The sequence below is a fragment of the Siccirubricoccus sp. G192 genome, assembly GCF_019084075.1.
Lineage (GTDB): Bacteria > Pseudomonadota > Alphaproteobacteria > Acetobacterales > Acetobacteraceae > G192.
The window spans coordinates 5,096,993-5,110,054 of the sequence record NZ_JAHREN010000001.1 but is presented as its reverse complement, the minus strand read 5'-3'; the positions used below and the strand labels follow the sequence as shown (position 1 = coordinate 5,110,054).

Genomic DNA, 13,062 nt, shown 5'->3' with positions numbered 1-13,062 from the left:
ATGCCGGATGCGGCATCAAGGAATCGGCACAGGGCTGCGCCGGATAAATCGGCCGCGGCAACGGAACACCCTTCACAGCCCCCGGCCGGCACCGGCATGCTCCCGCTGAAACCCGCGACACTGCGGGACCAGGGAGAGGGAATCGTCCACCATGACCGATGCCGCCTTCACGCGCCGCGCCGCCCTGCTCGGGGCCGCGACCGCCGGCAGCCTCCTGTTTGCCGGCGGCAAGGCAGGGGCGCAGCAGCGCCCGGCCGAGCTGAAGATCGGCATCACCACCTTCCTCTCCGGCCCTGCCAGCGTCTTCGGCGTGCCGGCGCGGCAGGCCGCCGAGATGCTCTTCGAGGAGATCAACAAGGCCGGCGGCATCGGCGGCGTCCCGGTCCGCGCCTTTTTCGTGGATGAGGGGCCGGGCACCGACCACCTCGTCGGCGAATACCGCCGGCTCGTGCAGAACGAGGGCGTGCAGCTCATCTTCGCCTCCATCTCCTCCGGTTCCTGCCTGGCCTGCACGCCGCTCTCGGACGAGATGCGCAAGACCACCGTGCTCTGGGATTGCGGCACCCAGCGGATCTTCGAGGAGGGGCCGCACCCCTTCGCCTTCCGCACCCAGGGCTATGCGACGCCGGAGGTGCTGGCACCGCTGCTCTATCTGCTGAAGCACAAGCCGGACTTCCGCAGCATCGCGGTGATCAACCAGGACTATGCCTGGGGCCGCGATTCCTGGGAGATCTGGAAGACCGCCATGGACACGCTGAAGCCCGGCGTGCGGGTGGTGGCGGAGATGTTCCCGCGTTTCGGCGCCACCGACTACAGCACGGAGGTCACGCGGCTGCTGGCGGCGCGGCCGGATGTGATCCTCTCCACCCATTGGGGCGGCGACCTGGTGACGCTGGTGCGGCAGGCAGCGGAGCGCCGGCTCTTCGACCGCTCGACCTTCGTGCTGCCGGTGGCCGAGGCCTCGATGCAGATCCTCGGCCGGACCATGCCGGCGGGGCATGTGATCGGCGCCCGCGGCGACCATTGGAACAACCACCCGCGCCCGAAGGACCCGGAGCGGCTGCGCCGCCTCGTCGAGGACTACCGCAAGCGTTACAACGAATACCCGATCTATCCCTGCCACCACATGGCGCAGGCGATCTCCGCCACCCAGGCCGCCTATGCCAAGGCGATCCAGGCCAAGGGCGGCGGCTGGCCGAATGACCAGGAACTGGCGAATGCCTTCCGCGGCCTCACCTTCGACTCGCCCACCTCCTCCATCACGCTCCGCGAGGACGGTCAGGGGCTGGAGGATCAGATCGTCGGCATGAGCTCCTTCAACGACCGCTTCCCCTTCGCGGTGCCGAAGGACATGGTGATCTTCCCGGCCGCCATGGTCAGCACGCCGGTCGGGCAGAAGAGCGTGGACTGGCTGAAGACGCTGAAGCCCGAGATCCTGGCGCAGGTGCCAGCCGCGATCGCGGGCTGAGCGCGGCTTCGCAGGGCGCCGATCGCTGAGGGGGGGAGGGCTGATGGCAGGCTGGTTTTCCGAGAACGGCCTGCTGCTGGGCCTCGCGCTGCTGGATGGGCTTTCCTATGCCGCGCTGGTCTTCATGGTGGCCGTCGGGCTGAACCTGGTCTTCGGCGTGCTGCGCATCGTCAATGTGGCGCATGGCAGCCTGTTTGCGATCGGCGCCTATACCGCGGCCTCGCTCGGCCTGTTCCTCTCGGCGCGGGGCCTGCCGCCGGCGGCGGGCTATGCGGTGCTGCTGCTGGCCGCGGTCCTGGTCGGTGGCGTGCTCGGCCCGGTGATCGAGCGCGGCGTGCTGCGCCGGGTCTATGGGCAGGAGGATGTGCTGCAGCTGCTCGTCACCTTCGCCCTGTTCATGATCCTGGAGGATGTGCAGAAGCTGATCTGGGGGGTGCAGCCGCTGTTCCATGACGCCCCGATGAAGTTCCTCGGCACGGTGGACGTGCCCTTCGGCGAGGATGTCATCCCCTTCACCGCCTACCAGATCTTCGTCGTGCCGGGGGTGGCGGTGGCGACGCTGGCGGGTCTCGCCTGGTTCCTGCGGCGGACGCTGACCGGCCGGGTGATCGTCGCCGTCACCACCGACAAGGAGGCGGCGACGGCCATGGGCATTGACGCCGCGAAGGTGACGCTGCTCACCTTCACCTTCGGCGCGGCGCTGGCGGCGCTGGGCGGCGCGCTGGCCTCGCCCACCACCTCGCTGGTGCCGGGGGTGGGGGCGCAGACCATCGTGCTGTCCTTCGCGGTGGTGGCGATCGCCGGGCTCGGCCAGATCGAGGGCGCCGCGCTGAGCGCGTTGATGATCGGCATGGGCCGCAGCATCGCGGTCTATTTCGAGCCGGAGCTGGAGGTGGTGGTGCCCTACCTCATCATGGTGGCGGTGCTGCTGGTGCGGCCGCAGGGGCTCTTCGGCGTGGTGGAGACCAGGCGCGTATGAACCGCCTGGTCGAGCCGCTGCTGGCGCTGGCCGCCACCGCCCTGCTGGTGCTGGCGGCCTGGGCGGTGCCCTGGCTGAAATTCGTGCTGACCATCGCGCTGGCCAAGGGGCTGGCGGTTCTCGGCATCCTGCTGCTGCTGCGCGCCGGGCAGGTGAGTTTCGGCCATTCCATGTTCATGGCGCTCGGCGCCTATACGGTGGCCTTCCTGGCGCCGCAGGTGCCGGAGGCGCTGCTGCTGCTGCCGCTGGCGGTGCTGTTCTCGGCGGTGGCCGGGCTGCTGATCGGCCTGTTCGTGGTGCGCTACCGCGACATCTTCTTCAGCATGCTGAACCTGGCGCTCTGCATGGTCTTCTATTCGGTGCTGGAGAAATTCTACGCCATCACCAAGGGCACCGACGGCATCCGTGTCACACCCATCACCATCGCCGGCCAGGAGCCGGGGCGGGAGACCCAGGAATGGCTGATCTTCGGCCTGGCGCTAGTGCTGGCGGTTGGATCCGGCCTGCTGGTGCGGGCCTATCTCGCTTCGCCCATGGGCCGGGCGCTGGCAGGGATCAAGACGCGGGAGACGCGGCTGGAATTCATCGGCGTGCCGGCCCGGCGGGTGCTGCTGTTTGCCTATGTGCTCTCGGCGGTGATGGGCGGCTGCGGCGGCGCGCTGCTGGCGATGACGACCCGGCATGTCACGCCGCTGCTGTCCTACTGGACCGCCTCGGGCGAGCTGGTCTTCATCCTCATCCTGGGCGGTGCGGGCAGCGCGCTCGGCCCCTTCCTGGGGGCGGCGGCCTATGAGCTGGTGCGGGTCTATGCCGCGGCGCTGGTCGCCGATGCCTGGCAGATGATCCTGGGCGGCGTGCTGCTGGCGGTGATCCTTTTCGCGCCGCAGGGTCTCTGGGGCATCGTGGCCGGCCGGCTGCGGGGCCGCGCATGAAGGGGAAGGACATGGGCGCGCCGCTGCTGGCCGCGCGCGGGTTGCGCCTCGCCTTCGGCGGGGTGAAGGCGGCGGATGGCATCGACCTCGATGTGATGCCGGGCGAATTCCTCGCCATCATCGGCCCGAACGGCGCCGGCAAGACCACCTTCATCAACATGGCCACCGGCTACCTGCGGCCGCAGGCGGGCAGCATCGCCTATGACGGCCATTCCATCCTCGGCCTGGCGCCGCGCGCCATCGTCCGCCGCGGCATCGCCCGCAGCTTCCAACTGCCGCAGCTCTTCACCGAGCATACCGTGCTGGAGAATGCGGCGCTTGCCATCGCCGCCCGCACCGGGCTGTGGTCGCCGCTGGCCCGGCTGCTCCGCCCCGGCATCCGCGCGGAGGCAATGGCGCTGCTGGACCGCTTCGGCCTTGGCCCCCTGGCCGGGGTGCGGGCCGATGCGCTGAACGAGGGTGCCCGCAAGCTCGCCGATATCGCCATGGCGGTGGCGCTGCAGCCGCGCCTGCTGCTGATGGACGAACCGACCAGCGGCGTCGCCACCGCCGAGAAGATGACCGTGGTGGAGACGCTGGTGCGGGTGCTGCGGCAGGCCGGCGTCACCGCGGTATTCGTCGAGCACGACATGGAGGTGGTGGCGCGCTTCGCCGACCGCGTGGCGGTCTGGAGCCAGGGCCGCATCCTCGCCCTCGGCCCGCCGGAACAGGTGCTGGCGGACCCGGTGGTGCGGCGCGAGGTGATCGGCATCGAGGCGGGGAGCGGCCATGCTTGAGCTCGATGGCGTCTCCGTCGATATCGCCGGCGTGCCGGTGCTGCGGGCGGTGCATCTGCATGTGCCGCCGGGCGGCCGGGTGGCGCTGATCGGCCGCAACGGTGCCGGCAAGACCACCACGCTCCGCGCCCTGATGGGGCTGCTGCCGGCGCGGCAGGGCCGGGTCACGATCGATGGGCGGGAGGCCACGGCGCTGCCGGCGCATCACCGCCCTCGGCTCGGCGTCGGCTATGCGCCGGAGGACCGGCGGCTCTTCGGCAGCTTCGCGGTGCGTGACAACCTGCTGCTGCCGGCGCAGGTGCTGAAGCTGCCCGCCGCCGAGACCGCGCGGCGGCTGGAGGCGGTCTTCGGGCTGCTGCCGGGATTGCGGGACTTGGCGCCGCGCCGCGCCGCGGGGCTCTCCGGCGGCCAGGGCAAGATGGTGGCGCTCGGCCGGGCGCTGATGGTGGGCACCCGCGCCGTGCTGCTGGACGAGCCCTTCCAGGGTCTCGCCCCGGCGCTGGCGCAGCGCTATGCGGAGGCGCTGAAGCGGCTGCACCACGCCCTGCCCGAGGTCAGCATCCTCATCACCGAGAGCAACCCGGGATTGCTGCGGCCGCTGGTGGAGCAGAGCTTCGTCATCGAGCGCGGCGAGATCAGCCGGGCCTGATCTCGCCTGGAGCATGATGCGTTCACCTTCGTTCACGCATCATGCTCCAGGCCTTTGTTTGATCGCGTGATTCACGCTTTTCGGTGCGAGCACCTCAAGCGATCACGCTCTAATCGGCGCCGGCCGACCGGGCCCTGGCGGGCGGCGCCACCACCTCCTGCGCCTTCGCCATCTCCTGCTCCACCCAGAGCCGGTGGTGCTCCTTGGCGTAATGGTAGTCCACCCGGCCGCTGCTCATGCCCTCGAAGGCGCCCTCGGTGCCGAGGGTGCCGATATAGATATGTGCCAGGATCGCGGCGAGCATCAGCATCGCCATGATGCCATGCGCCATATGCGCCCATTGCTGGCCGGCGATATCGGTGAGGGTGAAGGGGAACATCAGCAGGTAGCCCGAGGCGGCGACCAGCGCGCCGCCGCCGATCACGAACCAGAAGAGCAGCTTCTGGCCGGCATTGAATTTCCCGGCCGGCGGATGGCCGCGCGCCATCGGGCCGCCGGCCCGCAGCCAGGCGAGGTCGGTCCGCGTCGGCAGGTTCTCCCGCAGCCATACCGCCAGCATCACCGCCAGCCCGATGGTGAAGGGGAAGGAGAGGTACTGGTGCACCGCCTGGCCCCAGAAGGTCAGGCTGGTGAAGGCTTCCGCCCCGATCAGCGGCCGCAGCAGATAGCGCCCATAGGAGAGGTTGAGCCCGGACAGGCCAAGCAGGACGAAGCTGGTGGCGACCATCCAGTGGTTGGCGCGCTCCAGCCCGCCATAGCGCAGGATGCTGCGGCCGGACCGGCCGGATTCGATCTGTGTCGTGCCCTTCAGCAGATAGAACAGCGCCAGGGCGGCCAGCATGCCGAGCACCGCGATGGCGCCGGTCCAGCCCAGGGTGCTGTTGCGGAAGACGCGCCAGTCCCGCCCCTCCGGCTGGATCAGCACGGCGGCCGTCTGGTTGGGGATGGTGACCGCACCCTCGATCATGCCGCCGCGCAGCGCGCGCCGCAACTCCAGCTCCGCCGCATCCGACTGGCCGCGATCGGTGAAGGGGGCGGGCGTCGGGATCGGCGTCACGGGCGTCGGCGGCTGCGGCGGGGTGGTCTGGGATGCCTCCGGGGTCGGGCTGCCGGTGGGCGCCTGCGGCTCGGTGGTCACGGGCTGCTGGCCGCCGCCGGTGCCGCCGCGGCCGGCGCCGACTTCCGGTGCGATGGCCTGCACCGCGGGGGCGCCGGCGGCAGGCTCCTGCGCGTTTTGCTGCGCCTGGGCCGCCGGCGCTGCCAGCAGCAGCAGGGCGAGGGGCAGGATGCGGCGCATCATACGGCCAGGCCCTCCTTGTAGGCGGTGCGCCAGCCCCAGGCGCCGGAGCCATAGCCGCGGCGCTGCACCCGTTCCTTGTAGATGGCGGCGATGATCTCGCCATCCCCGGCCAGCAGCGCCTTGGTCGAGCACATCTCGGCGCAGAGCGGCAGCTTGCCCTCGGCCAGGCGGTTGGCGCCGTATTGCGCGTATTCCACCGCCGAGTTGTCGGCCTGCGGCCCGCCGGCGCAGTAGGTGCACTTGTCCATCTTGCCGCGGCCGCCGAAATTCCCCACCCGCGGGTATTGCGGCGCGCCGAAGGGGCAGGCGTAGAAGCAGTAGCCGCAGCCGATGCAGAGGTCCTTGTCGTGCAGCACCAGCCCATCCGCGGTGCCGTAGAAGCAGGAGACCGGGCAGACCGCGGCGCAGGGCGCGTCGGTGCAGTGCATGCAGGCCATGGAGATGGAGCGCTCGCCCGGCTTGCCGTCGTTGATGGTGACCACGCGGCGGCGGTTGATGCCCCAGGGCACCTCGTTCTCGTTCTTGCAGGCGGTGACGCAGGCGTTGCACTCGATGCAGCGGTCGGCGTCGCAGAGGAATTTCAGCCTTGCCATGGTCAGGCGCTCCTGATCTGGCAGAGCGTGACCTTGGTTTCCTGCATGAAGGTCACGGGGTCGTAGCCATAGGTGGTGACGGTGTTCGCGCTCTCGCCGAGCACGATCGGGTCAGTGCCGGGCGGGTAGAAGCGCCGGCGGTCCTCGCCCATGAACCAGCCGCCGAAATGGAAGGGCATGAAGGCGACGCCGGGCCCGACCCGCTCCGTCACCAGTGCCTTCACCCTGGCGCGGCTATTGCTTTCCGGCCCGGTCACCCAGACCCAGTCCTTGGCGCGGATGCCGCGCGCCTCGGCATCGCGCGGGTTGATCTCCACGAACATGTCCTGCTGGAGTTCGGCCAGCCACTTGTTGGAACGCGTCTCCTCGCCGCCGCCTTCGTATTCCACCAGCCGGCCGGAGGTGAGGATGATCGGGAAATCGCGCGCCACCTGGTGCGAGCGCATCTGCACCGATAGCCCGAGATGCGGCACCCGGTAGCCGCGGCGGTCCGGCATGGTTGGGTAGGTGCCGGCCGGCGCGGCGACCTTGCCATTCGAGGCCTGCATCACCGCGACCTGGCTGGCATCCGGGATCAGGTCGGTGCGCGGCGTGTAGATCGGCTCGCGGTGCACCGGCACCGGGTCCGGCAGGTTCCAGGCATTGGCCCGCGCCTTGCCGTTGCCATAGGGCAGGCAGCCATGCTCCATCGCCACGCGGATGATGCCGCCGGAGAGGTCGGTGGACCAGGAGACGCGGTCCGGCGCATCGCCGCCGACGCGCGCGATCACCTCCTTCTCGGTGGCGGTCAGCTCGTCGAACCAGCCGAGCCGCTTCAGCACCGCCACGGTGAATTCCGGATAGCCGCCCTGGATCTCGGAGCCCTTGGACCAACTGTCCTCGGCCAGCAGCGTCTCGCCGTTGCGCTCCACGCCGAAGCGGGCGCGGAAGGTGCCGCCGCCCTCCTTCACATGCAGGTTGGTGTTGTAGAGGATGTGCGTGCCGGGATGCTTCATCTCCGGCGTGCCCCAACAGGGCCAGGGTAGGCAATAGGTCTCTCCCGCCACCGGCGTGCCCTCGCGACCGCGCAGCGTGGTGACGTCGAAATGCTCCTGGTTCGCCATGTGCAGCTTGAGGCGTTCCGGCGACTGTCCGGTGAAGCCCAGCGCCCAGGCCCCGCGGTTGATTTCCCGCAGGATGCTCTCGGCGGAGACCGCGCCATCCCTGACCTCGATATTCTTGAACATCTCCCCGGCGAAGCCGAGCCGCTGCGCCAGCGCATACATGATGTCGTAGTCGTTGCGGCTCTCGAAGACCGGATCGACGACCTTGTCGCCCCATTGCAGCGAACGGTTGGAGGCGGCGCGGCTGCCGCTGCATTCGAAGCTGGTGCAGGCGGGCAGTGCATAGGTGCCGTCGCGGCGGTTGGAGACCTGAGCGTAGGTGGTGGGGTGCGGATCGGCTATCACCAGCAACTCCAGCGCCTCCAGCCCCTTCACCATCTCCGGCATGCGGGTGACGGTATTGCCGCCATGGCCCATGACCACCATGGCCTTGCAATTGGTGGGCTGCTCGATCTGGTCGCGCGGCAGGAGCACGGCATCGAACCAGCGGGTGCTCGGGATGCCGGGCGTCTGCATCAGCTTCTCGCTGACGAAGCGGCGCAGCATCCAGTCGTAATCGACCTCCCAGACCCGGCACCAATGGCGCCAGGCATTCTCGTCCAGCCCATAATAGGCGGGCAGGGTGGAGACATCGAGGCCCATATCGGTCGCGCCCTGCACATTGGTATGGCCGCGGAAGATATTGGCGCCGGTGCCGGGCGCGCCGACATTGCCGGTGGCCAGCAGCAGGATGGAATAGGCGCGCACATTCGCCGTGCCGACGGTCTTCTGGGTGGAGCCCATGCACCAGACCAGCGTGCTCGGCTTCTGCGTGGCAAAGATCTGCGCGACGCGCTTCAACTGCTCTCCCGGCACGCCGGAGACGCGCTGCACCTCCTCCGGGTTCCACTTCTCCACTTCCTTGCGGACATCCTCCATGCCGTAGACCCGCTGGCGGATGAACTCCTTGTCCTCCCAGCCATTCTGGAAGATGTGCCAAAGTATCCCCCAGATCACCGGGATGTCGGTGCCGGGGCGGATGCGGACATGCTCCGTGGCATGCGCGGCGGTGCGGGTGAAGCGCGGGTCGATGACGATCAGATGCGCCCGGTTCTGCTCCTTGCCGATCAGCACATGCTGCATCGCGATGGGATGCGCCTCGGCCGGGTTGCCGCCCATGATGGCGATGGTGCGGGCATTGCGGATGTCGTTGTAGCTGTTCGTCATCGCGCCGTAGCCCCAGGTATTGGCGACGCCGGCGACGGTGGTGGAATGGCAGATGCGGGCCTGGTGGTCGGTATTGTTGGTGCCCCAGAAGGCGCCGAGCTTGCGGAACAGGTAGGCGGCCTCATTGGTGAATTTGGCGCTGCCGAGCCAGAACACCGCCTCCGGCGTGCTGCGCTCGCGGATCTCCAGCAGCTTCGCCGCAATCTCGTCCAGCGCCTGGTCCCAGCCGATGCGGCGCCACTCGCCGCCGACCAGCTTCAGCGGATATTTCAGCCGCCGGTCGCCATGCGGGATCTCCCGCACCGAGGCGCCCTTGGCGCAATGCGTGCCGCGGTTGATCGGTGATTCCCAGGCGGGTTCCTGGCCGACCCAGACGCCCTCCTGCACCTCGGCGATGACGGTGCAGCCGACCGAGCAATGGGTGCAGACATTCTTCCGCCGCTCGATCGGCGCGCCGAAATTGGTCGGCCCGGCCGCCGCCGGCCGCACCGCGCCGGGGCCGATGCCGCCCAGCGCCGCCAGCCCGGCGCCGCCGAGCCCGGCCTGGCGCAGGAAGCCGCGGCGATCCAGCCCGCCCGGCGAAAACCCCTGATGGACCGAGGCAAGCCGCTGCCGCGCGGCATGGCCCTCACTGCGCTTGATGAGCATGGCCCGGGCGCCCCGCTTCAGTCGCTGTTGGTGCGGTAGTAAGCCTGGATATGCGGCGTCTCCCGGTAGCGGGGCTTGCGCTTCTCCGCCTCGCTTTCCTTGGCCGGCGGCAGGCCGCCGGTGCCGCCATCGGCCTCGAAGGCGCCGGCCGGGGTTGCTGCGACGGCGGCCAGGCCAAGCACCTTCAGGACGCCGCGCCGCGCCGGTGCCCTGCCTTCCGTCCCATTGGCCATCGCCACCGCCCCTCCCGAGCCCACTGGACATGGCCATCGCGGCCGGGTCCGCAGCGGAAACGCGCGAGCGGACCGGGAGATGCCCGGCGTCCTGGTTTCAGGCGTCCGGATCGCCGGCATTCGGGAAGAACAAGGGATTCGCCGTCGATCCGGTAGCCGGCGATCGCCGCCTGGCCCGCCGGCGAGGCCAGCCATGCGATGAAGCGCTCCGCCTCCGCGGCCTTCACATGCGGGTGCCGCGCGGGGTTCACTGCCATGACGCCATACTGGTTGAACAGTCGCCGGTCGCCCGCGAGCAGCAGCCGCAGCGCCTGGCGGTTGCGGAAGGCCAGCCAGGTGCCGCGATCGGCCAGGATATAGGCATCCTGCGCGGCGGCGGTATTGAGCGCCGGCCCCATGCCCTGCCCGACCTCCCGGTACCAATGCCCGCGGCCCTGCCGCACCGGATCGATTCCGGCCGCCTGCCAGAGCCGCAGCTCCGCTGCATGGGTGCCGCTGCGATCGCCGCGGGAGACGAAGGCCGCGCCCGCCGCGGCGATCCGCCGCAGCGCCGCCACCGCATCGTCGAGCCCGGCGATGCCGGCCGGGTCCGCTTGCGGGCCGATCAGCACGAAATCGTTGAACATCACCGGGTGGCGCGGCCCGCCATGTCCCTCGGCGACGAAACGCTCCTCCGCCGCGCGGTCATGCACCAGCACGGCATCGGCATCGCCGCGCCGGGCGACATCCAGCGCCTGGCCGGTGCCGAGCGCCACCACCCGCACCGCGATTCCGGTCTCCTGCGTGAAGAGCGGCAGGATATGGCCGAACAGGCCGGATTGCTCGGTGGAGGTGGTGGAGGCCAGGGTGATGAAGCGGTCCTGCGCCGCGGCCGGAGGCGGGGCGAGCAGCAACAGCAGGGCACGGCGGGAGGAGCGGGGCATGAGGGGGGTGCTACCCCAGCCCGCTTCCCCATGCCAAGCTCCGCCTCGGGGACCGAACAAGACATGTCGCAAACGGAAAGCACCGCCGGCCGGGCGGCCCATGGAATGCAAGAGGCGATGCCAGGACGCATCCCGGACCGCATCCCGCTGGCCCGGATCATCACTCCGCAATCGGTCGCCGTCATCGGCGCCTCCGATGACATTGGGAAATTCGGCGGCCGGGTGATCCATTACCTGATCCGCCACGGCTATCCCGGCCGGCTGCTGCCGATCAACCCGAACCGCGCCAGCATCCGCGGCCTGCCGGCCTTCCCCGGCATCGGCGCCGCGCCGGGGCCGGTGGATGTGGCGATCCTGGCGGTGCCCGCCGCGGCGCTGCTGCGGCAGGTGGAGGATTGCGCCGCCGCCGGGGTCGGCGCCTGCATCATCATCACCGGCAAGCTGGCCGAGGCCGGCGCGGCCGGCGCGGCCCTGCAGAAGCAGGTGCTGGCGGTGGCGCGGGCGGCGGGGATGCGGCTGGTCGGGCCGAATTGCCTCGGCATCTTCAACATGACCGATGCGGCCATGCTCTCCTCCTCCCTGGCGCTGGAGGCGGAGGGGCTGCGGCCGGGCGGCATCGGCATGGTGAGCCAGAGCGGCGCACTGATGGGCACGCTGGTCTCGCTCGGCCATGGCTATGGCGCGGGGTTCAGCCGCTGCATCTCGGTCGGCAACCAGGCGGATCTGGAACTCTGCGACTTCCTGGAATTCCTCATCGAGGATGCGGCCACCCGCGTCATCACCCTCTATGTCGAGGGGCTGGTGGCGCCACGCCGCTTCGCGCCGCTGCTGCGCCGCGCCCGCGCCGCGGGCAAGCCGGTGCTCTGCGTCAAGGCCGGGCGGTCGGAGGCGGGGGCGCAGGCGGCGCGTTCCCATACCGCCAGCCTGGCCGGCTCCTTCGCTGCCTTCGAGGCGGTGTGCCGCGAGGCCGGCGCGGTGCTGCTGGAAGACCCGGCGGCGATGGTGCTGGCGGCGGATGCGCTGGACCGGCTGCCGCGCCTGCCGCGCGCCGAGCTCGGGCTCGCGGTCATCGCCTCCTCCGGCGGCAGCACCGTGACCTGCGCGGACCAATTGCCGGCGGCGGGGCTGCGGCTGGCCGAGCTTTCGGCGGCCACGCGGGCGGAGCTGCGGCGCTTCATGCCGGAAAGCCACGTGCATCTGCCGCTCGATACTGGCTCCTTCGACGAAGGCACCAGCGAGGACGGGTTGCAGGCCTGCATCCGCGCCTTCATGGCCGATGACGATATCGGCGCCGTGGTCTTCCCGATGACCACCCAGCCCGCCATGGCCGGCCGCGCCGCCCTGCTGCCGCCGCTCTGCCAGGAAGGGGGCAAGCCGCTGCTCTATGTCATGACCGCCGGCACGGTGGGCGATGCCGCCCGGGAGCGGATGCGGCAGGTCGGCTTCCCCTTCTACGATCGCGTCTCGGACGCGCTGGCGGTGCTCCGGGCGCTGGAGGCGGAGGCCGCCGGCCGCGCCCGGGCCAAGCTGCCGCCCCCCGCCCGGCCGGAAGCCGCCGGGCCGGTGCCGCCGGGGCTGCCGTCGGGCGCGTTGAACGAGGCCGAGGCGAAGCGCCTGGCCGCAGCCTATGGCATCCCGGTAACGCGCGAGCGGCTGGTGCGGAGCGCGGCGGAGGCGGCGCTGGCGGCGCAGTCCATCGGCTATCCCGTCGTGCTGAAGGGCGTGAGCCGCGGCGTGGTGCACAAGAGCGATCTCGGCATCGTCAAGCTGGACCTGGCCGATGCCGATGCGGTGCGCGCGGCCTTCGCCGATGTCGCGGCGCGGCTGGAGCGCGCCGCGCCGGAGGGCATGGAGGGCGCGCTGGTGCAGGAGATGGCGCGGGGCGAGGTGGAGCTGATCCTCGGCGCGCGCCACGACCCCGGCCTCGGCCCAATGGTGCTGGTGGGCGCCGGCGGCATCCTGGTGGAGGTGCTGCGGGATGTGCAGGTGGCCCCCGCGCCGCTGCGCGGCGCCGATGCCATGGCCATGCTGGAGCGGCTGAAGCTCTGGCCGGTGCTGGCCGGGGTGCGCGGCCGGCCGGCGCTGGATGCGGCGGCGGCGGCGGCGGCGCTGGTGCGGCTCTCCTGGCTCGCCGCCGATCTCGGGCCGCGCCTGGTGGAGATGGATCTGAACCCGCTCATCCTCCGGGCCGCCGGCCATGGCGGGGTGGCGGTCGATGCGCGGGCGACGCTGCTCGCTTCCGCCTAATGGAG

Annotated in this window: 11 protein-coding genes; 6 read left to right on the top strand and 5 right to left on the bottom strand. The window is 70.6% G+C overall.

Annotated features, from left to right (window positions below; all coding sequences use genetic code 11):
- Window positions 1-151 precede the first annotated feature (151 nt).
- The 5 genes from KSF81_RS24625 to KSF81_RS24605 are packed head-to-tail and all read left to right on the top strand — an operon-like array spanning window position 152 to window position 4,804.
- Window positions 152-1,468 (top strand): ABC transporter substrate-binding protein, encoded by a 1,317-nt coding sequence (locus tag KSF81_RS24625; protein ID WP_254453728.1) that lies wholly within the window; start codon window positions 152-154, stop codon window positions 1,466-1,468.
- Between the two features lie 43 nt (window positions 1,469-1,511).
- Window positions 1,512-2,447: a branched-chain amino acid ABC transporter permease gene (locus KSF81_RS24620; protein WP_217381216.1), complete on the top strand. Its 936-nt coding sequence runs from the start codon at window positions 1,512-1,514 to the stop codon at window positions 2,445-2,447.
- On the top strand, window positions 2,444-3,379 hold the full coding sequence (locus tag KSF81_RS24615) for a branched-chain amino acid ABC transporter permease (protein ID WP_217381215.1): 936 nt from the start codon (window positions 2,444-2,446) through the stop codon (window positions 3,377-3,379). The genes KSF81_RS24620 and KSF81_RS24615 overlap by 4 nt, the downstream gene beginning before the upstream one ends.
- On the top strand, window positions 3,376-4,155 hold the full coding sequence (locus tag KSF81_RS24610) for an ABC transporter ATP-binding protein (protein WP_254453727.1): 780 nt from the start codon (window positions 3,376-3,378) through the stop codon (window positions 4,153-4,155). Before KSF81_RS24615 ends, KSF81_RS24610 begins: the two co-directional genes overlap by 4 nt.
- Entirely contained in the window at window positions 4,148-4,804 is a 657-nt protein-coding gene (locus tag KSF81_RS24605) for an ABC transporter ATP-binding protein (protein WP_217381214.1), read from the top strand. Before KSF81_RS24610 ends, KSF81_RS24605 begins: the two co-directional genes overlap by 8 nt.
- A 109-nt stretch (window positions 4,805-4,913) precedes the next feature.
- Here the strand turns inward: KSF81_RS24605 and KSF81_RS24600 are convergent, their stop codons facing one another.
- Genes KSF81_RS24600 through KSF81_RS24580 form a run of 5 tightly spaced genes read right to left on the bottom strand, consistent with a single transcriptional unit; the run spans window position 4,914 to window position 10,810 of the window.
- Window positions 4,914-6,104, bottom strand: a complete 1,191-nt coding sequence (locus KSF81_RS24600; RefSeq protein ID WP_217381213.1) for a formate dehydrogenase subunit gamma — start codon at window positions 6,102-6,104, stop codon at window positions 4,914-4,916.
- The gene (fdh3B, locus tag KSF81_RS24595; RefSeq protein WP_217378674.1) at window positions 6,101-6,697 is read right to left on the bottom strand and encodes a formate dehydrogenase FDH3 subunit beta; all 597 of its coding nucleotides are present in this window, start codon (window positions 6,695-6,697) and stop codon (window positions 6,101-6,103) included. Before fdh3B ends, KSF81_RS24600 begins: the two co-directional genes overlap by 4 nt.
- Window positions 6,698-6,699: 2 nt before the next feature.
- Window positions 6,700-9,654, bottom strand: a complete 2,955-nt coding sequence (locus tag KSF81_RS24590; RefSeq protein WP_217381212.1) for a formate dehydrogenase subunit alpha — start codon at window positions 9,652-9,654, stop codon at window positions 6,700-6,702.
- A gap of 17 nt (window positions 9,655-9,671) precedes the next feature.
- Entirely contained in the window at window positions 9,672-9,887 is a 216-nt protein-coding gene (locus KSF81_RS24585; protein ID WP_217381211.1) for a hypothetical protein, read from the bottom strand.
- The gene (locus tag KSF81_RS24580) at window positions 9,839-10,810 is read right to left on the bottom strand and encodes a substrate-binding domain-containing protein (RefSeq protein WP_217381210.1); all 972 of its coding nucleotides are present in this window, start codon (window positions 10,808-10,810) and stop codon (window positions 9,839-9,841) included. The genes KSF81_RS24585 and KSF81_RS24580 overlap by 49 nt, the downstream gene beginning before the upstream one ends.
- Before the next feature lie 117 nt (window positions 10,811-10,927).
- Here KSF81_RS24580 and KSF81_RS24575 point away from each other — a divergent pair, with 117 nt between their 5' ends.
- Window positions 10,928-13,057, top strand: a complete 2,130-nt coding sequence (locus tag KSF81_RS24575; protein ID WP_217381209.1) for an acetate--CoA ligase family protein — start codon at window positions 10,928-10,930, stop codon at window positions 13,055-13,057.
- Window positions 13,058-13,062: the final 5 nt, after the last annotated feature.

Coding starts and splice junctions, on each gene's coding strand:
- KSF81_RS24605 (WP_217381214.1), top strand. CDS start 4,148: ATGCTTGAGCTCGATGGCGTCTCCGTCGATATCGCCGGCGTGCCGGTG.
- KSF81_RS24615 (WP_217381215.1), top strand. CDS start 2,444: ATGAACCGCCTGGTCGAGCCGCTGCTGGCGCTGGCCGCCACCGCCCTG.
- KSF81_RS24620 (WP_217381216.1), top strand. CDS start 1,512: ATGGCAGGCTGGTTTTCCGAGAACGGCCTGCTGCTGGGCCTCGCGCTG.
- KSF81_RS24585 (WP_217381211.1), bottom strand. CDS start 9,887: ATGGCCAATGGGACGGAAGGCAGGGCACCGGCGCGGCGCGGCGTCCTG.
- fdh3B (WP_217378674.1), bottom strand. CDS start 6,697: ATGGCAAGGCTGAAATTCCTCTGCGACGCCGACCGCTGCATCGAGTGC.
- KSF81_RS24610 (WP_254453727.1), top strand. CDS start 3,376: ATGAAGGGGAAGGACATGGGCGCGCCGCTGCTGGCCGCGCGCGGGTTG.
- KSF81_RS24600 (WP_217381213.1), bottom strand. CDS start 6,104: ATGATGCGCCGCATCCTGCCCCTCGCCCTGCTGCTGCTGGCAGCGCCG.
- KSF81_RS24575 (WP_217381209.1), top strand. CDS start 10,928: ATGCCAGGACGCATCCCGGACCGCATCCCGCTGGCCCGGATCATCACT.
- KSF81_RS24580 (WP_217381210.1), bottom strand. CDS start 10,810: ATGCCCCGCTCCTCCCGCCGTGCCCTGCTGTTGCTGCTCGCCCCGCCT.
- KSF81_RS24625 (WP_254453728.1), top strand. CDS start 152: ATGACCGATGCCGCCTTCACGCGCCGCGCCGCCCTGCTCGGGGCCGCG.
- KSF81_RS24590 (WP_217381212.1), bottom strand. CDS start 9,654: ATGCTCATCAAGCGCAGTGAGGGCCATGCCGCGCGGCAGCGGCTTGCC.